The organism is Anaeromyxobacter dehalogenans 2CP-C (assembly GCF_000013385.1).
GTDB lineage: Bacteria > Myxococcota > Myxococcia > Myxococcales > Anaeromyxobacteraceae > Anaeromyxobacter > Anaeromyxobacter dehalogenans_B.
Genome location: NC_007760.1, coordinates 2,498,720 through 2,516,984, shown reverse-complemented (window position 1 = coordinate 2,516,984; position 18,265 = coordinate 2,498,720). Strand labels below are relative to the sequence as shown.

The window sequence follows — 18,265 nt, the reverse complement described above, 5'->3', positions numbered from 1 at the left end:
GTGGCAACGGGCCGGCGGGGGCGTACCATGCACGGAGCGTCGCGCGGCGCGCGCCGTGACGCAAAGCGTTGGTACGCAAACGATCGATGACGCCCCCGGCTGCCGCGCGCGGTGCCGCGCCAGGGGCGACGAGGAGCCCCGATGGCCAAGGACGACCTGCTGCCGCCCGCCGAGGCGCACCGCTTCGTCGAGCTGCTCGGCTACGCCGAGCACGGCATCGCCAGCCGCATCCTGGCGAAGAAGGGGACGAGCAACGTCACGCTGTTCGCGTTCGACGCGGGGCAGGGGCTCACCGAGCACACCTCGCCGTTCGACGCCCTGGTGGTGGTGCTGGAGGGCGCGCTGACGCTCACGATCGGCGGGAAGCCGGTCGAGGCCCCGACCGGAAGCATCACGCGGATGCCGGCGAACGTTCCGCACGCGGTGGACGCGGGCGCGCGGGCCCGCATGCTGCTCGTCATGCTGCGCGACCCGGCGCCGGCGCCCTGAGCCGCGCCGCCGCGCGGCCACCGCTGCGTGCCGCACCGCGGCAGGCGCTCCCGCGGCACCCCGGCCGGCGCATCGGCGCGGGGGCGCGCGGCCGGATATCCTGTGCGCATGGACCCGGCCAGGGTCGCCGCGGCGATGTTCGAGTCCGAGTCGCGCACGTTCCCGGTGCGGCTCTGGGACGGGACGCTGCTCCCGCCCGCGCGCGACGCCGGCGTCCGCGGGGCGGTGGTCCTGCGCGATCCCGCCGCGCTCGACGCGCTCGTGCCGCCGGCCGCGGAGCGGCGCCTCGCGGAGGCGTACCTCGACGGCCGGATCGAGCTGGAGGGGGACGCGATCGCGCTGGTGGAGGCGGCGGCCCGGTGGGCCGGCCCCCGCCCGCACCCCGCGCTCGCGGCCGCCATCGCCGGCGCGCTCGCCCGGCGGGCGCTGCACGCGCTCGGCCCCGCGCCGCTCGAGGCGCGGCTGCACGGCGGACGGCACAGCGTCCGGCGCGACCGCGACGCGGTGCGCCACCACTACGACGTCTCCGACGCGTTCTACCGGCTGTTCCTCGGCGACGACCTCGTCTACTCGTGCGCGTACTTCCCGACCGGCCGGGAGTCGCTGGAGGAGGCGCAGCGCGCCAAGCTCGAGCTGGTGTGCCGCAAGCTCGCGCTCGCGCCGGGCGAGCGGTTCCTCGACGTGGGCTGCGGGTGGGGGGCGCTGGTGGAGCACGCCGCGCTCCACCACGGCGCGCGCGCCACCGGCATCACGCTCAGCCAGCACCAGCTCCGCGCCGCCGAGGCGCGCGCGGAGCGGCTGCGCGGGCGCGCGGAGATCGCCGTGCGCCCGGAGGACTACCGGACGCTCCGCCCCGAGGCCCCGTTCGACAAGGTGGCGAGCGTCGGCATGATGGAGCACGTCGGGCGGGCGCGCCTCGACGCGTACTTCGCGGCGGTCCACCGCCTGCTCCGGCCGGGGGGCCTGTTCCTCAACCACGCCATCGCCGCGGTGGACGGGCGGGGGCCGACGCTGCCCTGGGCCGGCCAGCGCGGCGGCGGGTTCATCTGGCGCTACGTGTTCCCGGACGGCGAGCTCATCCCCATCGCCGAGGTGATCGCCCGCGCGGCGCGGGCTGGGTTCGAGGTGCGCGACCTGGAGTGCCTGCGGGAGCACTACGCCGAGACGCTCGCCGCCTGGCTGGAGCGGCTGGAGGCGCGGTACGGCGAGGCGGTCGGGCTGGTGGGCGAGCGGCGGGCCCGGCTGTACCGGCTCTACCTCGCCGCCTCCGCCGCCGGCTTCCGGCTCGGGCGGATCAGCGTGTTCCAGCTCCTGCTCGCCCGCCCCGACGCCGCGGGCCGGGCCGCCGGCACCCCGCGCAGCCGCGCCGGGTGGTGCGTGGAGCAGGCGGCCGAGCGGCCGGCGCGAGCCGGCGCCTGAGCGCCCGCGGCGCCTCGCGGCGGCCGGCGCGCACGCTTCCGGACGGCCCCCGGAATCCATCGCGCGGCGGGTCTGTTCGTAGACGTTGGCAGTCCACTTTCCGGCCGAAGATCCGTGACTTCCATCATTGATCTCGCGTGAGGAATCGTGGCATGTCGGGCACCTCACTCGGGACGGGGCCGGCGCTGCCGTGGTGGTCGCCGACGACGAGGATCACGCAAAGCCAAGGACGAGGGAAAATGACGACGAAGACCTCCACGATCATCTGGACCGAAATCGACGAAGCGCCGGCGCTCGCCACCTACTCGCTGCTGCCCATCGTCCAGGCCTTCACCAAGGGCACCGGCGTAGACGTCCAGACGCGTGACATCTCGCTGTCCGGCCGCATCATCGCGGCGTTCCCGGAGCAGCTCACCGAGGCGCAGCGCATCCCGGACTACCTGGCCCAGCTCGGCGAGCTCACCCAGAGCCCCGACGCGAACATCATCAAGCTCCCGAACATCAGCGCCTCGATCCCGCAGCTCAAGGAGGCGATCAAGGAGCTGCAGGGCAAGGGCTACGCGGTCCCGGACTACCCGGAGGCCCCCAAGGACGAGGCCGAGAAGGCCGTCCAGGCGCGCTACGCCAAGGTGCTGGGCAGCGCGGTGAACCCGGTGCTCCGCGAGGGCAACTCGGACCGCCGCTCGCCGCTGTCGGTGAAGGCGTTCTCGAGGAAGCACCCGCACAAGCTCGGCGCGTGGAACCCCGAGTCGAAGGCCCACGTCTCGCACATGACCGCGGACGACTTCTACGGGCACGAGACCTCCACCACCGTCGCGAAGGCCACCACCTTCCGCATCGAGCACGTGGCGCCGGACGGCGCGGTGACGGTGCTGAAGAAGGACGCGCCGCTCCTCGACGGCGAGATCGTCGACTCGACCATCATGGACGTCCGCGCGCTCCGGAAGTTCTACGCGGAGCAGATCGAGGACGCGAAGCGCCAGGGGGTGCTGTTCTCGCTGCACCTCAAGGCCACCATGATGAAGGTCTCCGACCCGGTCATGTTCGGCCACGCGGTGACCGTGTTCTTCGAGGACGTGTTCGCGAAGCACGCCGACACGTTCAAGCAGCTCGGCGTGAACCCGAACCTGGGCCTGGGCGAGCTGTACAAGAAGCTCGAGGGCCTGCCGGCCGCGAAGAAGGCCGAGATCGAGGCCGACATCAAGGCGACCTACGCGAAGCGCCCGGCGCTCGCGATGGTGGACTCGGACAAGGGCATCACCAACCTGCACGCGCCCAACGACATCATCATCGACGCGTCGATGCCGGTGGTGGTCCGCGAGTCCGGCAAGATGTGGAACGCCGAGGGCAAGCTGCAGGACGCCAAGGCGGTGATCCCGGATCGCTGCTACGCCACGATCTACAAGGAGATCATCGAGGACTGCCGCAAGAACGGCGCCTTCGACCCGGCCACCATGGGCAGCGTGCCGAACGTCGGCCTGATGGCGCAGAAGGCCGAGGAGTACGGCTCGCACGACAAGACGTTCATCGCGAGCGCCAAGGGCAAGATCCGGGTGGTGGACGGCGCCGGCGCGACGCTGCTCGAGCAGGCGGTCGAGGCGGGCGACATCTTCCGCATGTGCCAGGCGAAGGACATCCCGATCCGCGACTGGGTGAAGCTGGCGGTGAACCGCGCCCGCGCCACCGGCGCGCCGGCGGTGTTCTGGCTGGACAAGAACCGCGCCCACGACGCGCAGATGATCGCGAAGGTGCAGAAGTACCTGAACGACCACGACACCCGCGGCCTGGAGATCAAGATCCTCGCGCCGGTCGAGGCGATGCGCTACTCGCTGGAGCGGATCCGCAAGGGCCAGGACACCATCTCGGTGACCGGCAACGCGCTCCGCGACTACCTCACCGACCTGTTCCCGATCCTCGAGATCGGCACCAGCGCGAAGATGCTGTCGGTCGTCCCGCTGCTCGCCGGCGGCGGGCTGTTCGAGACGGGCGCGGGCGGCTCGGCCCCCAAGCACGTGCAGCAGTTCGTGAAGGAGGGCTACCTGCGCTGGGACTCGCTGGGTGAGTTCTCCGCGCTGGGCGCGTCGCTCGAGCACATCGGCCGCGCCGGCGGCAACGCCAAGGCGGCGGTGCTCGCCGAGACGCTGGACCAGGCCATCGGCAAGTTCCTCGACAACAACAAGTCGCCGGCCCGCAAGGTCGGCCAGATCGACAACCGCGGCAGCCACTTCTACCTGGCGCTGTACTGGGCCGAGGCGCTCGCCGCGCAGTCGAAGGACAAGGAGCTGCAGGCCCGCTTCGCGAAGCTCGCGAAGCAGCTGGCGGACAACGCCGCGAAGATCGACCAGGAGCTGCTCGCGGCCCAGGGCAAGCCGGTGGACATGGGCGGCTACTACCGCCCGGATCCGGTGAAGACGGGGAAGGCGATGCGTCCCAGCGCGACGCTGAACGCAATCATCGACGCGATGGCGTAGCTGCAGGAATCCAACCAGTCAGGCGAGGGAGACGAACATGGCCAGGTCCAAGATTGCACTGATCGGCGGTGGGCAGATCGGCGGCGTGCTGGCGCAGCTCGCGGCGCTCCGCGAGCTGGGCGACGTGGTCCTCTTCGACATCGTCGAGGGGCTGCCGCAGGGGAAGACGCTGGACATCGCCGAGGCCGCGCCGGTGGACGGCTTCGACGTGAGCCTCAAGGGCACCAACACCTACGAGGACATCAAGGGCGCGGACGTCGTGATCGTCACCGCCGGCCTGCCCCGCAAGCCGGGCATGAGCCGTGACGACCTCATCGCGGTGAACTCGAAGATCATGACGACCGTGGCCGAGGGCATCAAGCAGTACGCCCCGAACGCGTTCGTGATCGTGATCTCGAACCCGCTCGACGCGATGGTGACGCTCTGCCAGCGCATCACCGGCTTCCCGCACAACCGCGTCGTCGGCCAGGCCGGCGTGCTCGACTCGGCCCGCTTCGCCGCGTTCATCGCCTGGGAGCTGGGCGTCTCGGTGAAGGACGTCACCGCCGTCACCCTGGGCGGCCACGGCGACGACATGGTGCCGCTCGTCCGCTACACCAGCGTGTGCGGCGTCCCGGTGATGGAGCTGCTCGAGCAGAAGTACGGCGCCGCCAAGGCCGCCGAGGTGATGGCCGCGATGGTGAAGCGCACCCGCGGCGCGGGCGGCGAGGTGGTCGCCCTCCTGAAGACCGGCAGCGCGTTCTACTCGCCGGCCTCCAGCGCCATCGCGATGGCCGAGTCGTTCCTCAAGGACCAGAAGCGCGTGCTCCCGACCTGCGCCTTCCTGAAGGGCGAGTTCGGCGTGGACGGCCTCTACGTCGGCGTGCCGGTGGTGATCGGCGCGGGCGGCGCGGAGCGCGTCCTCCAGCTCAAGCTGAACGCCGAGGAGCAGGCCATGATGGACAAGTCCGTCAAGGCCGTGAAGGACCTGGTCGCCACGCTGAAGTAGCGGCCGCCGCGGCCTCGCCGCGGAGCAGGATCCGGGGCCCCGATCGCCGCCAGGCGGTCGGGGCCCCGCCGTTGCGGGCTCAGGCGAGCCCGAGCTGGGCGGCGGGCTCGCCGTCCCCGAGCAGCGCCCCGAGCGCCGCGTCGTCGCACGGGCCGAAGGGTCCGAGCCCCACCGGATCCGGAAGGGCGGGGTCGCCGGCGAGCAGGCGCGGCATGACCCGCGCGCGCCGCGCCGCCGCCTCGGGCCCGGGCGTCCACACCAGCCGGTCCATGCCGTCGAGGACGCGCCGGAGCGCGCCGGCGTACGCGTCGTGCTCGCCGGCCCAGCGCTCGAGCGCCTCGGCGTCGGAGCCGCACGCGCCGAGCGCGGCCGCCAGCCGCTCCACGTCCACCAGCGTGAGCGCGAGGCCGCAGCCCCAGCTCGGGTCCGAGGACGCGGCCGCGTCGCCGATCAGCGCCACGCCGTCGCGGCAGGGGTGGTCCACCCAGCGCTCCGCGCCGGAGAACTGCGCCAGCGGCCCCGCCTGCCGGACCCGCGCCAGCCACGCCGCGGGCACGCCGGTGGCGCGGCAGGCCTCGGCGAACGCCGCGAAGCGGCGGTCCCCGGTCAGGGCCGGCCGGCGCGCGGCGGCCGGGCAGACGAAGTACAGGCGCGCACGGCCGCCGCCGAGCGGCCCGAGCAGCATGGCGACCCCGTCCCCGAACGCGAGGTGGATCGAGTCCTCCGGGGCGGCCGCCTCCTCGACGAGCACGCCGGCGATGTCGAGCAGCTCGGGCTCGCGGCGGACCTCGAACCCGGCCCACGCCCGGGCCCGGGACTCGCGCCCGTCGGCGGCCACCACCACCGGCGCCACCTCGGTCCGGCGGTCGCCGCCCTCGACCCAGGTGACCTCGGGCGGCCGGCCGTCCACGCACGCCAGCGCCACCACGGTGGCGCCGCGCCGGACCGTCGCGCCTCGCGCCGCGGCGCGCGCCAGCAGCGCCTCCTGCATGGCCGGGTGGTAGACGTTCAGCGCCGGGTCCGCGCCGGGCGTGGTGGACGGCAGGTGCCGCCGCCGGGCCACCTGACCGCCCGCGTAGTTCGTGAACCAGGGGATGAGGATCCCGCCCGCGCCGACCAGGTCGTCCAGGATCCCCAGGCGGCGCGCCGCCGCGACACCCCACGGCAGCAGGTTCTCCCCGCGGACCCGGTCGCGGAACCGGGTCTCGCGCTCGAGCACCAGCACCTCGCGCCCGCCGCGGGCGAGCGCGCCCGCCAGCGCAGCGCCGCCGATCCCGCCGCCCACCACGATCACGTCGAACGCCATGGCTGCCTCCCCCGGCCCGCTCGGCGCACACCCGGCGCGCCCGGCCGGCGTCGCGCCGGTGCATGCGCGAGCGGGCGCCGCGTCGAAACGGCCGCGAGGGGCGAAAGCGTGGCGCTGCGCGCGCCGGGCCGGCGAGCGCCCGGACGCCCGGCCGCCGCCGGCGCTACAGCTGGAGGTGCAGCCCCAGCCCCGCGTAGCGCGTGGACTCGAGGAAGAACTGCCCGTACGGCGAGGGGCCGTCGTAGTACTCCGCGAGCAGGCTCCACACGCGCGGCGGGTGGCCCGGCGAGCGCCACCAGGCGACCTCGACGCCGGCGCGGCCGCTCCAGGCCGGCTTCCACTGCTGCTGCTCGCTCGACTTCACGTCCCCGGCGACGACCAGCCGGGCGCCGCGGTCCGGCCCGGCGCGCAGCTCTGCGCCCGCGTGCGCGACGCGCGGATCCAGCGCGCCCGGGCTGCGGCGGAGGAGGTGCTCGCCGCCGGCGTAGACGCGCAGCGGCCCGAGCTCCTGCGACAGGATCAGCTCCACCGACTCGAACGACAGGTTCTGCCGCACGATCTCGCCGTCGGCGCGCAGGAGCAGCTCGTCCCCGAGGTGGGAGCTCTGGTGGTACGGCCGCAGCCGGACGGAGAAGCCCGCCCGCCGGAACGTCACCGGGATCCCCACGGTGTAGTCGGCGTTGAGGAGGTCGTCGCTCCGCGAGTCGAGGTCGAACTGCGCGAACACCGCCGCCTCCAGGCCGACCTGCAGCCCGTCCGCGGCGCGCGGGCCGCCGACGCGCAGCAGCGGCAGGCCGTCGCCGATGCCCACCGAGCCGAGGTGGAGCGAGCCGCGGCTGGTCGGGAACTTGCCGTACAGGTACGAGACGAAGGAGCGCACCGCCTTCGGGTCGGCGACGAGCGGGCAGAAGACCTCGCCCTGCGGGAGCCACACCACCCCGAACGCCTCGTCCTGGTGGACGCCGGTGCCGCACTGCAGGACCCGCACGTCCTGCGGCTGCGCGGCGGCCACGCCGGCGGGGGCGGCGAGGCCGAGGGCGAGCAGGATCGCGAGCGGGAACGGCCGCGGGCGGCGGGCGGGCAGCATGGGGCCTCCGGGTGGGCGTGGGCGTCGCGGCGGACGCCGCGAGGCGCCTCACGCTAGGGCACGCCTGGCCGTCCGGCGCCTGTCCGGCCGGGCTGGCCGGCGGGAGGGCGCCCTACCGGGAGGCCCCGCCGGACGCCGCCTGCCCGGAGGCGACCTGCCCGAAGGCGACCTGCCCGAAGGCGACCTGATAGATCGGCGGCAGCCGCGCCGGGTGCTGCACCCAGCGATCCCCGCCGTCCTCGGAGAGCCACAGCCCGCCCGTCGTCGAGCCCATCGCCAGCCGGTCCCCGCCGGCGTCCACCGCGAGCCCGTGCCGGTACACGAGGTCGTACGCGTGCGCCTGCGGGAGCCCCTCGCGCAGCACCTCGAACGTGTCGCCGCCGTCGCGCGTGCGCGCCACCACCAGCTTCCCGTCCACCGGCACGCGCCGCTCGTCCTTCACGGCGGGCACGAACCAGGCCGTGAGCGGATCGCGCGGGTGCACCGCCACCGCGAAGCCGAACTTGGACGGCTGGACGGCGGTGATCTCGGTCCACCGCTCGCCGCCGTCCACGCTGCGGAACACGCCGTTGTGGTGCTGCGCGTACAGGCGCTCGGGCGCGGTGGGCGCCTGGGCGAGGCGGTGGACGTCCTGCGCGTTGGGATCCCCGCGGCGCTCGGGCGGCATGTACTCCGCGTACATGCCGGTGGCGCGCAGCGCCCAGGTCTCGCCGGCGTCCGCCGTGCCCCAGACGCCGCCGGTGGAGATGGCGCACAGCAGCCGCCGCGGGTCGCGCGGGTCCACCGCGATCGAGTGCAGGCCGGGCTGGTCGTAGCCGCCGCCGCCCCAGTCCTTGCGCTCGGGGCGGTCCCACAGGCCGCGCATCAGCGTCCAGGACTCGCCGCGGTCGGTGGAGCGGAACAGCGCCGCCGGGATGGTCCCCGCCCACAGGGCGCCGGGCCGATCCGGGCCGGCGGGCTCGAGCGCCCAGAGCTGCTGCACGCTGGGCGCCTCGCCGGCGCCCCCGGACGCGGGCGGGAACGCGGGCGCGGCCACCTCGGTCCAGGTCCGGCCGCGATCGTCGGAGCGGTGCAGCTTCACGCCGAAGTGCCCGAGCGCCAGCGCCGCGTAGATCGCGCCGTCGCGCGGGTCGTCGAGCACCAGGCTGACCGGGTCGCCCAGGAACGCGCAGCGCTCGATCTCCCAGCCGCCCGCGCGCCGCTCCAGCAGGAACAGCCCCTTGCGCGTGGCGACGCTCAGCCGATCGCTCGAGCCCATGGCCTCACCCTCCCGAGAGCGCCTGCATGACGTGGATGCCGCTCCCGGGGCGCACCGGGTCGGCGAGGCCGTCGCGGTCGAGCACGAGCGCGCCGTCCACGAACACGGCCACGTGCTTGCGCAGCCGCCCCTGGTCGTCGAGCACGTAGCCGCGCAGGCGCGGGTTGCCGCGGAACGCGGCCTCGAGCGCCTCGCGCACGGTCGCGCCCGGCACCTCGGCGGGCGGCGCGTCGAGGTGGCGCCGGAGCGTCGCGGTGAAGGTCACGAGCGGCATGCGGGCCTCGGGGAAACGAGGCTCACGCATGGTGGACGTGACCGCCCGCCGCAACGCGCCGGTCGGGGCGCCTCGCGCAGGGCGCGTCAGGCGCGGGCGATGAGCGCCTTCAGCGCGGCGTGGTCGCGCGCGGCGAGCGCCTTCACCCGGGCCCGGTCCACGTCCGCGACGATGATCTCGCCCACCTCCTGCGCCACCGAGCGGAACAGGCCGAGCGCCTTCATGCCCTCCGCCTGCCGCTGGTTGTCCTCGGTGGGCGTGACGTAGTGCGCCGAGTCCACCCGGTAGCGGTGGAACAGGAACAGCTGCGCGAGCGTCATGAGCCGCTTGCGCCGGAGCGACAGGTCGTGCGTGTTCTGGTCGCGCACCGAGAGGATGCTGCGCCCGCGGCGGTCGGTGATGCTCGCGAAGGTGACGTCGAGCTTCCGCTCGCCGTCGGCGGACGTGACCACCAGCTCGAGCAGGTCGGAGCCGGCGGTGACCGGCCTGAGCGTGGCGTGGAGCCTGCCCGGCACGCCGTGCTGGTCGCGCCACAGGTCGAGCCAGTCGTCCAGCAGCCGGGGCGGCACCTCGGTCTGGACGAGGTGCTGGTGCTGGGTCGAGCCCTGGCCCATGGCCTTGGTGGTGGCGGTCCGGCCGGAGACGGCCATGAGCGCCGCGTCGAGCCGCGGCCCGCCCACCAGCGTCTGCGGCGTCCGGTAGCCGGACTCGAGCAGCCGGAACTTCCGCTGCAGCCGCGCCAGCGCGAGCATCCCGTCCTCGCGCAGCGCGGTCGCGAACTCCTCCGCGGCGAGCCCGTCGATCTGGTGGCCGCCGTAGGTGATGAAGTCGAAGACGAACCCGAGCTTCCCGAGCTCCTCGGGGAAGCGGCGCATCTGGTCGTCGTCCATGCCGGTCGTGTCCCAGTTGAAGGACGGCGACAGGTTGTAGGCGAGCATCTTGTCCGGGTGGACGGCGTGGATGGCGTCGGCGAAGCGCCGCGCGTCGGCGAGGTCGGCGGTCTTCGTCTCCATCCAGAGCAGGTCCGCGAACGGCGCCGCCGCCAGCGACTTCTGGATGGCGTAGTCGATCCCGCCGCGCACCTGGTAGTAGCCGTCGGGCGTCTTGGCGTGCTCGCAGTCCCAGGGCGGGTCGATCCCCATGGCGCGCGCCTTCTCGCGCGCCCGGTAGAACGGCGCGCGCGCGGCGAACGCCATCCACTCGTCGCGGCGCATGGCCGGGCGCTCGCCCTCGTGCTCGCGGAACGCGATCGCCTGCCCCACCGCCTCGGCGTAGGTGCAGACGCCGGCCTCCTGCTGCCACGCGTCCACGAAGCGATCGAAGACCCGGTCCAGCGCGGCGTCCACCGCGAGCGCGCCGCGCTGGTGCTCGGCGGCGGCGGCGGCGATGGCCTTGTCGAAGCCGGCCCGGTCCAGCCACGCGTCGGCGGCCGCGTACTCCTCGTCGCACACCGCGTACAGCTCGTGGCCGGACAGCTCCTCCACGCCGGCGCGGCGGAACCGCCGCAGGATGGCCAGGAACGCCGCGCGGAACGCCGGGACCGCGAGGTTGCTCGCGCCCAGGATGAACGGCTGGTCGCGCTCGTCGCCGCGGCCGTCGAGCAGCGTGGCCGACTCGGCGTCGGTGCGCGCCACCACGATGCCGGGCACGCCCATGAGGTCGAGCTGGAACCGCGCCGCGGAGAGCCGCTTCAGCTGCTCGTCCTCGGCGACGAGCACCTTGCCCCCCTGGTGCCCGCACTTCTTCACGCCCGGCTTCTGGTCCTCGATGTGGTAGCCGGGCACCCCGACCTCGACGAAGCGGCGCACGAGGTTCCGCACCTGCGCGTCGCCGCCGTGGCCGGTGTCGGCGTCGGCGATGATGAACGGCCGGAAGTCCACCGCCGGGGTGGCGCGCCGCTGCTCCTCGGTCATGCGCGAGCGGGCGTGGTGCTGGTTCCGGTCGGCGGTGAGCAGCGCGCGCACGATGGGCGCCGCCTCGTCGGGCACCTGGCTGAGCGGGTAGCTGGCGAGGTCGGGGCCGGGGTCCTCCTGGACGGAGCCCTTCGCCGAGGTGGCCCAGCCGCCCAGGTAGATCGCCTCGATGCCCATCTTCTTCATCGCCACGGCCTGACCGGGCGAGTAGGGGCCGAAGGTGGTGATGCAGCGCCGCTGCTGGAACAGCTCGCGCAGCCGCGCGTGGAACGCCTCGGCGGCCTCGCGCGCCACCGGGTAGTCCTGGCGGATCGTGCCGCGCTGCTCCATCACCTCGCGGGCGGTGTGGATGCGCCGGATGCCCGCGAACCGTGGGCTCTCGAACCAGCGGCGGAGCGCCGCGACCTCCTGCTCGAAGTCCATGTGTCGTCTCCTGGCGCCGTCGGCGGCGCGTCCCGACAGGCTGGACCCGGACGGTCCGGGAGGCCACCGCGCATCGGGGGCGCACGCGCGGGGCGCGGCCCGGGCGGGAGGGGGCTCGTCGGACCACGTGCCCTCAGGGGCGCGGCCGGGCGCGCACGCCCCGGGCGCGGGTTCGCGGAGCGTATACTCCGCGGCATGAGGCTCCACCTGGTGGACGGCACCTACGAGCTGTTCCGCGCGCACTTCTCCGGGCGGCCGGGGCACCGGGCGCCCGACGGCCGCGAGGTGAAGGCGACGCTCGGGATGGCCGCGTCGCTCGTGGCGCTGCTGCACGAGGCGGGCGAGGCGGTCACGCACGTGGCGGTCGCGTTCGACCGGCCCATCCGCTCGTTCCGCAACGACCTGTGGGCCGGCTACAAGAGCGAGGAGGGCGTGCCGCCCGAGCTGCTCGCGCAGCTCGAGGCCGCCGAGGACGCCGCGCGGGCGCTCGGGCTGGTGGTGTGGTCGATGGACGCGCTGGAGGCGGACGACGCGCTCGCCACCGCGGCGGCTCGCTTCCGCGACGAGGTGGAGCAGGTCCGCATCCTCACGCCGGACAAGGACCTGGGGCAGTGCCTCCGCGGGCGGCGGGTGGTCCAGGTGGACCGCATGCGCGGGCGCGAGGTGGACGAGGCGGCGCTGCTGGCGCGGCGGGGCATCCAGCCGCAGAGCGTGCCGGACTGGCTGGCGCTGGTGGGCGACGCGGCGGACGGGATCCCGGGGCTGCCGGGGTTCGGCGAGCGCAGCGCGTCGGCGCTGCTCGCGGTGTACGGGCACCTCGAGGACGTCCCCGCCGACCCGGCGCGCTGGCCGGCGGGCGTGCGCGGCGCGGCGAAGCTGGGGCGGGCGCTGGAGGACGGGCGCGAGGCGGCGCTGCTGTACCGGCGGCTCGCCACGCTGGTCACCGACGCGCCGCTGCCGGAGCGGCTCGAGGACCTGCGCTGGCCCGGGCTCCCGCGCGAGCGGCTCGGCGCCTGGGCGGCCTCGCTCGGCGCGGAGCGGCTGGTGCAGGGGCTCGAGGCGCGGCCGGCGCGCTGGGCGGGCGCGGGCGGCGCACCGCCGCCGCCGGCCGGGCCGGGGGAGGCCGGCGACGCGGCGGGCGGGGAGCGGGCATGACGCTCCGCCGCGACTTCATCCAGCGGATGCTGGAGCAGCTCGGCTGGGCGCTGGCGGGCGTGCTGAAGCTCCGGCGGGCCGGCGCGCACGAGCAGGCGGTCCAGCAGCTCGAGGCCACCGCGACCGGGCTGGTCGGCATCGACCTGCGCATGGTCGCCTCGGTGGAGTCGGCCACCGCGGCCGCGCTGGTGGCGGAGCCGGAGCGGCTGCTGGTGCTCGCGCGGCTGTGCCAGGAGCGCGCGGAGATCGCGCGCGAGCAGGCCGATCCGCTGGAGGCGGGCTGGCGCCGGCGCGCGGCGGAGCTGTGGCTGGAGGCGGCCGGCCGTGGCGCGCCGCTGGACGCCGAGGCGCGCGCGGCGGTCGAGGCGGAGCCGGAGGAGGCGCTCTCGCCCCGCGCCCGGACCCTGCGCGCCGCGCTGCCGCCGCGGTAGCGCGCCGCGCGGCCCGGGTGCGCGGAGGCGGGACCCGCCGTGCGACGGGCCCCGCCTCGCGTCGTTCCCCCCGCCCCAGGTCAGTAGGCCGGGGTCGTCTTGCCGACCGCGACCGCGACCGGCTCGGCGCCGTGGGGCGCCGTGCCGCCGAACGCGCCGCCCGAGCGGATCTGGAACTCCGGGTACGCGGAGTTGCCGTGCTCGCCGACGTCCAGGCCCTCCAGCTCCTCCTCGGCCGTCACGCGGATCCCGCCGGACAGGAGCTTCGTCACGTACCAGGCCGCCAGCGAGAGCGTGAAGACGGACACCGCCACCACGCCCACGCCCAGGAGCTGCGGGCCGAGCTGCGCCATGCCGCCGCCCAGGAACAGGCCGGGCTTCGCGACCGCCGCGCACGGCGCCACGGTGGGATCCGCGAACAGCCCGAGCGCGACGGTGCCGAAGACGCCGTTCGCGAGGTGCACCGCCGTCGCGCCGACCGGGTCGTCCACGCGGATCCGGTCGAAGAACACCACCGCCGCGACCACCAGCACGCCGGCGACCAGGCCGATGACGAGCGAGCTGAGCACGCTCACGAACGCGCAGCCCGCGGTGATGGCGACGAGCCCCGCCAGGCAGCCGTTCAGCGTGATGCCGAAGTCCGGCTTCTTCAGGAAGATCCAGGCGGCGAGCATGGAGGAGACGGTGCCCGCCGCGGCGGCCACGTTGGTGGTGGTGGCGATGTGCGCGATGGACGCGCCGTCCGCCGCCATGGTCGAGCCGGGGTTGAAGCCGAACCAGCCGAACCACAGCACGAACACGCCGATGGCGGCGCTGGTCATGTTGTGGCCGGGGATGACGTTGATCTGCTTGCCGGGACCGTACTTCCCGAGCCGCGGCCCGAGCACGAGGATGCCGGCGAGCGCCGCCCAGCCGCCGATCGAGTGCACCACCGTCGAGCCGGCGAAGTCGAGGAAGCCCTTGCCGGCGAGCCAGCCGCCGCCCCAGATCATGTGGCCGCCAACCGGGTAGACCACGCCGACCAGGAACAGCGTGAAGACGATGAACGACTTGAACTTGATCCGCTCGGCGACCGCGCCGGACACGATGGTGGCGGCGGTGCCGGCGAACACGAGCTGGAAGAAGAACTTCGCCCACAGCGGCACGCCGGTCCAGTTGAGCGCGTGGTAGACGCCCTGGTACGCGTCGCCGAGCGCGGGGCTGTTGTCCGCGCCGGACGCGAACAGGAGCCCGCTCGTGCCGAAGAACGGGTTGCCGTCCCCGAACATCAGGCCGTACCCGATCACCAGGAACGCGAGCGACGAGATCGCGAACACCACGAAGTTCTTGAACAGGATGTTCACGGTGTTCTTCGCGCGGCAGAAGCCGGACTCGACCAGCGCGAAGCCGAGGTTCATGAAGAAGACCAGGAACGCCGCGATCATCACCCAGATCGTGTCGAGCCCGACCTTCTGGGCGGCGATGGCGTCGGCCATCCCCTGCGTGAACGCGACCGGCGCCGCCGCGGCGGCGTCGGCGGCGCGCGCGGCCGGCGCATGGAGGAGCAGGGCCGCCGGGGCGGCCAGCGCTGCGAGGAGGAGCAAGGCTCGGAGCTTCTTCATCGGACGAGTTCTCCCGTGCTGTGGGCGGCCGGACGCGGTCGCGTTGGATGGGACGCGAGGCGCCTTTGCAGCGCGCGTACCGGCGCGCGCGGAGGCCCGTTGGCGGCGGTTTCCGGCGAGCGCGCGCGCTCCGGCGGGGGCTGCTGCCGGGAGGGCGGGCAGCGGCGTGCACGGGGATGCGGCGGCGACGGCGCGGCGACGTGGTCCCGGCGCCCGCGGCGCGGGCCGCGGTGCACGCACGGTGATTGCACGTGCGCCGGCGCGGAGGTGTCCATGAAGCGGATCGAGGCGATCATCCGGCCGTCGCGCATGGCGCAGGTCCGCGCCGCGCTGGCCCACCCGTGGCTCTCGGGGATGACGGTGTCGGAGGCGCGCGGCTTCGGGCGGCAGCGCGGGCACGTCGAGCTGTACCGGGGCGCCGAGTACGCCGTCGAGCTGGTGCCGAAGCTGCGGGTCGAGCTGGTGGTCCCGGATCCGCTCGTGCCGCGGATGGTCGCCGAGCTCGAGGCGTGGGTGCGGACCGGCCGGATCGGCGACGGGAAGATCTTCGTCACGCCGGTGGACGAGGCGGTCCGGATCCGCACCGGCGACCGGGGCGAGGACGCGCTCTAGGGGGCCGGGCGCGGCCCCGCGCGGCGCCGGAAAAGGGAAGGGCCCGGCGGGCGGCCGAAGCCGCCCCACCGGGCCCGAGGTTCAGCGGCTGCCGGGCCTAGTGGCAGGCCTGGCAGGACTCCTGCTCGTCACCGCTCCACGGGTTCGCCGGGGTCGGGTCGAGCGTCTGCAGCGCCATGTGCGCCTTCGCCGCGTCGCCGTCGTGGCAGCCCCAGCACGCGAGCCGGTTCGGGCGCGCGGCCCAGGTGCCGCTCGAGGTGCCGTCGGGGTGGCACGCCTGGCAGTTCCGGACGTCCTGCGGGAACGTGATGTCCCAGTTCCGGCCGGCGACCGGGTCGCCGTTGGAGTAGGCGACGGTGGCGAGCGGGGTGAACAGGCTCGACCCGAAGTGCACGGCGTGGACGCGCTTCGAGATCGGGTGGCCGCCCAGCCAGGCGCCGGTGGCGGAGCCGGGCTGGTAGTCGTGGCACGCGCCGCACTGGTCCACGGCGTCGTCGGAGAAGATCTTGTTGTGGCGCGAGAAGTCGAGGACGAAGCCCCGGCCGTCGGCGCTCTGGTGGCAGGAGTTGCAGTTGCTCGCGATCGGCTTCTCCACCGCCGCGGTCTTCACCTGGAACGCGACCTTCGCCACGGTGGGCGTGCGGTAGTTCGTCTCGCTCACGCGCCCGAGCCGCGAGATCTCGACGCTCGCGACGTAGGTGCCGGGCTGCAGGTCGTCCACCGGATCGAGCTGGTACGTGATCGACCCGGCGGTGCGGGTCACCTTCCGGTCGTTCGCCGCGCCGGGCGCGGCGTTGAACGCGAGGGTGTTGGACGGGTAGTAGCCGCCCGGCAGCTTCAGGGCGGTGTCGCCCCCGAACACGGCGGTCGTCACCGCGCTGGGATCGAGCTGGATCGCGTAGAGGCGGCCCAGGTTGCGGCTGCGGATGCCGAAGCGGCCGCCCTCGACGTAGGCGATGGCGCGGCGGCTGAAGGCCGGGATGGCGTTCAGGCCGGCCGCCAGCTCCGCGGGCGTCGCCGCGGCCGGGTTCGCGAACGCCGCCGCCGGCACGGTCACCGAGATGGTCCCGGACGCGACGAAGTCACCGCCGGTCTGGTTGTACATGGTGACGTCCCGGCCGTTGTCCACCTTGAGCGCCAGCGCGGCGCCGCCGGAGAGGTCCCACGAGGCGGGCGCGGCGGCCTCGATCTTGGCGCGCGCGGTGGTGGTGAGCACCGGGTTGCGCGTGGCGCGCGGGCCGCTCATGAAGAAGGCGGTGTTCGCGAAGGTGGTGGGGCTGGTCGGGGCCGGGCAGCCGGTGGGGAGGCACCCGAGCGCCGCGCCGGTGACGAGGTCGTGGTCGATGGGCGTCCCCGTCGCCTTGTCCTTCAGGACCACCGTGACGACCGGCGCCTCGCCGGCCACGTAGTACTTGCCGTTCGCGGGCGCGGACAGCGACAGCTCCGCGTCGAACTCGGGGACGTTGCGCGGATCCTTCGTCGTCCAGTCGTGCGCGGGCACGATGGGCGCCCAGCCGGTGGTCGCGCCGTGGCAGGTCGCGCACCCGGAGTCGTCCGCCTGGGCGCCGCCCAGGTGGTTCGCGCCGGTGGCGAAGTCCACCGTGTCGTGGCAGGAGCCGCAGGCCTGGCGGGTGGGGTTCGTCTTCCAGTTGTCCACCTGCGCGCCGGTGCCGGTGTGGCACTTCTGGCAGTTCGCGAGCACGGCCGGGAACTCGGCCTTCCACCACTCGTGCTTGGTGTTCCGGTAGCCCCAGATCGCGTACTCGCCGTTGTCGGCGGACTCGTCCGCCGGCGTGCTCGGGTCGTCCCAGATCTTGCCGTCCGCGCCGGGCAGGCTGGCCAGCTCGCCGCCCGCGTGGATCTTGTGGATCATGACCGCGAGGTCGAGGCTCTGGCCGCCGTTCGCGTCGGCGGTGCCGGGCACGTGGCAGGTGGCGCAGTTCTCGACCGAGAGGCGGTTGCCGCCGTGCCCGTGGAACTCCTCGCCGTGGCACGCCTTGCAGGCGGCGGTCTGGACGATGTTGCGGGTGGTGGTGATCGCGGAGCCGTCCGGCACGAAGTCGAAGGTGGCCTCGCCGGTGGGGCCGTCGTGGCCGCCGATCATCACCGACACGCGGTGCAGCAGGTTGCGCTGGTAGCCGACCGGCGCGCCCTCCGTGGTCGCGTTCGCGAGGTTGGTGGCGAACACGTAGGTGTAGCTGCCGTCGCCGTGGTCGGTGAGCGCGCCGTTGCCCTCGGTGTTGCCCTGGACCGCGGTGGTGCCGGCCGGGTTCGGCCAGTCGCCGGTGGTGGCGGTCTCGATGCGCGTGATGTACGGCACGAAGCGGGAGGCCCGCTCCGTGGCGGTGCCGGGGACGAGCTTCGCCACGTCGGCGGTGATGGCGGCGATGCCCGGGACCGGCTGCCCGCCGGCACCGGGGGTGGCGGCGGTGAAGTCCACCGCCAGCGTGCCGTCGGCCGCGGCGGTCGCGCTGGTGATGGTCACCTTCACGTCGAACTTGCCGGTGGCGTACTCGCCGCTCGACTTCATGAACGCGGCGCCGTGGAAGTCGGTGATCGCGACGTTCCCGCCGGTCGCGCCGTTCGACACGGTCACGGAGGTGCCGTCGGTGCAGGTGATGGTGTGGGTGCCGTCGTGGTTGTCGGTGACGGTGCAGGAGGTGCCGTTGGAACCGTCCTGGCCGTCCTGCCCGTTCGTGCCGTCGCGCCCGGGTGCGCCGGCAGGGCCCTTCGCGCCCTCGCAGGCGACGACCACGAGGCCGAGCGCCGCGAGCAGCAGTGTCCGTCGGATCATTGCGTCTGGCTCCTTGGGGCGCGCATTCGACCGCACCCATAGGT

The 18,265-nt window shown here is 74.4% G+C and carries 14 protein-coding genes; 7 read left to right on the top strand and 7 right to left on the bottom strand.

All coding sequences use genetic code 11. The features are described from left to right. Positions 1-141: 141 nt before the first annotated feature. The 4 genes from ADEH_RS11545 (at position 142) to mdh (ending at position 5,367) form a co-directional block, all read left to right on the top strand. On the top strand, positions 142-489 hold the full coding sequence (locus ADEH_RS11545; protein ID WP_011421281.1) for a cupin domain-containing protein: 348 nt from the start codon (positions 142-144) through the stop codon (positions 487-489). Between the two features lie 108 nt (positions 490-597). Beyond that, positions 598-1,908, top strand: coding sequence for an SAM-dependent methyltransferase (locus tag ADEH_RS11540; protein ID WP_041453504.1), 1,311 nt, complete (start codon positions 598-600; stop codon positions 1,906-1,908). Positions 1,909-2,147: 239 nt separating this feature from the next. Continuing rightward, positions 2,148-4,379, top strand: coding sequence for an NADP-dependent isocitrate dehydrogenase (locus ADEH_RS11535; RefSeq protein WP_011421279.1), 2,232 nt, complete (start codon positions 2,148-2,150; stop codon positions 4,377-4,379). 37 nt (positions 4,380-4,416) lie between these two features. Further along, positions 4,417-5,367, top strand: a complete 951-nt coding sequence (gene mdh / locus ADEH_RS11530) for a malate dehydrogenase (protein ID WP_011421278.1) — start codon at positions 4,417-4,419, stop codon at positions 5,365-5,367. A 79-nt stretch (positions 5,368-5,446) separates the two neighbouring features. Here the strand turns inward: mdh and ADEH_RS11525 are convergent, their stop codons facing one another. The 5 genes from ADEH_RS11525 to aceA form a co-directional block, all read right to left on the bottom strand. Next, positions 5,447-6,673, bottom strand: coding sequence for an FAD-dependent oxidoreductase (locus ADEH_RS11525; RefSeq protein ID WP_011421277.1), 1,227 nt, complete (start codon positions 6,671-6,673; stop codon positions 5,447-5,449). Between the two features lie 163 nt (positions 6,674-6,836). Next, positions 6,837-7,760: a DUF1207 domain-containing protein gene (locus ADEH_RS11520; RefSeq protein ID WP_011421276.1), complete on the bottom strand. Its 924-nt coding sequence runs from the start codon at positions 7,758-7,760 to the stop codon at positions 6,837-6,839. Positions 7,761-7,872: 112 nt separating this feature from the next. Then, positions 7,873-9,018, bottom strand: a complete 1,146-nt coding sequence (locus ADEH_RS11515) for a WD40/YVTN/BNR-like repeat-containing protein (protein ID WP_011421275.1) — start codon at positions 9,016-9,018, stop codon at positions 7,873-7,875. Positions 9,019-9,022: 4 nt separating this feature from the next. Further along, complete coding sequence (locus tag ADEH_RS11510; protein WP_041453503.1) at positions 9,023-9,292, bottom strand: MoaD/ThiS family protein; 270 nt, start codon at positions 9,290-9,292, stop codon at positions 9,023-9,025. An 86-nt stretch (positions 9,293-9,378) separates the two neighbouring features. Beyond that, positions 9,379-11,628 (bottom strand): isocitrate lyase ICL2, encoded by a 2,250-nt coding sequence (gene aceA / locus ADEH_RS11505; protein ID WP_011421273.1) that lies wholly within the window; start codon positions 11,626-11,628, stop codon positions 9,379-9,381. A gap of 195 nt (positions 11,629-11,823) precedes the next feature. On the opposite strand from aceA, the gene ADEH_RS11500 reads away from it, so the two are divergent. Continuing rightward, positions 11,824-12,783: a 5'-3' exonuclease gene (locus tag ADEH_RS11500; protein ID WP_011421272.1), complete on the top strand. Its 960-nt coding sequence runs from the start codon at positions 11,824-11,826 to the stop codon at positions 12,781-12,783. Then, positions 12,780-13,214, top strand: a complete 435-nt coding sequence (locus ADEH_RS11495; protein ID WP_011421271.1) for a hypothetical protein — start codon at positions 12,780-12,782, stop codon at positions 13,212-13,214. Before ADEH_RS11500 ends, ADEH_RS11495 begins: the two co-directional genes overlap by 4 nt. An 80-nt stretch (positions 13,215-13,294) precedes the next feature. On the opposite strand, the gene ADEH_RS11490 is transcribed toward ADEH_RS11495, so the two are convergent. Continuing rightward, entirely contained in the window at positions 13,295-14,815 is a 1,521-nt protein-coding gene (locus ADEH_RS11490; protein WP_011421270.1) for an ammonium transporter, read from the bottom strand. 273 nt (positions 14,816-15,088) lie between these two features. Here ADEH_RS11490 and ADEH_RS11485 point away from each other — a divergent pair, with 273 nt between their 5' ends. After that, entirely contained in the window at positions 15,089-15,427 is a 339-nt protein-coding gene (locus tag ADEH_RS11485; RefSeq protein ID WP_011421269.1) for a P-II family nitrogen regulator, read from the top strand. A gap of 97 nt (positions 15,428-15,524) precedes the next feature. Here the strand turns inward: ADEH_RS11485 and ADEH_RS23685 are convergent, their stop codons facing one another. Further along, the gene (locus tag ADEH_RS23685) at positions 15,525-18,221 is read right to left on the bottom strand and encodes an OmcA/MtrC family decaheme c-type cytochrome (RefSeq protein WP_011421268.1); all 2,697 of its coding nucleotides are present in this window, start codon (positions 18,219-18,221) and stop codon (positions 15,525-15,527) included. Positions 18,222-18,265 lie beyond the last annotated feature (44 nt).

Bases quoted from the DNA above. Each gene is read 5' to 3' on its own strand.
- ADEH_RS11525 (WP_011421277.1), bottom strand. From the start codon at position 6,673: ATGGCGTTCGACGTGATCGTGGTGGGCGGCGGGATCGGCGGCGCTGCG.
- ADEH_RS11510 (WP_041453503.1), bottom strand. From the start codon at position 9,292: ATGCCGCTCGTGACCTTCACCGCGACGCTCCGGCGCCACCTCGACGCG.
- ADEH_RS11535 (WP_011421279.1), top strand. From the start codon at position 2,148: ATGACGACGAAGACCTCCACGATCATCTGGACCGAAATCGACGAAGCG.
- ADEH_RS11485 (WP_011421269.1), top strand. From the start codon at position 15,089: ATGAAGCGGATCGAGGCGATCATCCGGCCGTCGCGCATGGCGCAGGTC.
- ADEH_RS11515 (WP_011421275.1), bottom strand. From the start codon at position 9,018: ATGGGCTCGAGCGATCGGCTGAGCGTCGCCACGCGCAAGGGGCTGTTC.
- ADEH_RS11500 (WP_011421272.1), top strand. From the start codon at position 11,824: ATGAGGCTCCACCTGGTGGACGGCACCTACGAGCTGTTCCGCGCGCAC.
- ADEH_RS11545 (WP_011421281.1), top strand. From the start codon at position 142: ATGGCCAAGGACGACCTGCTGCCGCCCGCCGAGGCGCACCGCTTCGTC.
- aceA (WP_011421273.1), bottom strand. From the start codon at position 11,628: ATGGACTTCGAGCAGGAGGTCGCGGCGCTCCGCCGCTGGTTCGAGAGC.
- ADEH_RS23685 (WP_011421268.1), bottom strand. From the start codon at position 18,221: ATGATCCGACGGACACTGCTGCTCGCGGCGCTCGGCCTCGTGGTCGTC.
- ADEH_RS11490 (WP_011421270.1), bottom strand. From the start codon at position 14,815: ATGAAGAAGCTCCGAGCCTTGCTCCTCCTCGCAGCGCTGGCCGCCCCG.
- ADEH_RS11495 (WP_011421271.1), top strand. From the start codon at position 12,780: ATGACGCTCCGCCGCGACTTCATCCAGCGGATGCTGGAGCAGCTCGGC.
- ADEH_RS11520 (WP_011421276.1), bottom strand. From the start codon at position 7,760: ATGCTGCCCGCCCGCCGCCCGCGGCCGTTCCCGCTCGCGATCCTGCTC.
- ADEH_RS11540 (WP_041453504.1), top strand. From the start codon at position 598: ATGGACCCGGCCAGGGTCGCCGCGGCGATGTTCGAGTCCGAGTCGCGC.
- mdh (WP_011421278.1), top strand. From the start codon at position 4,417: ATGGCCAGGTCCAAGATTGCACTGATCGGCGGTGGGCAGATCGGCGGC.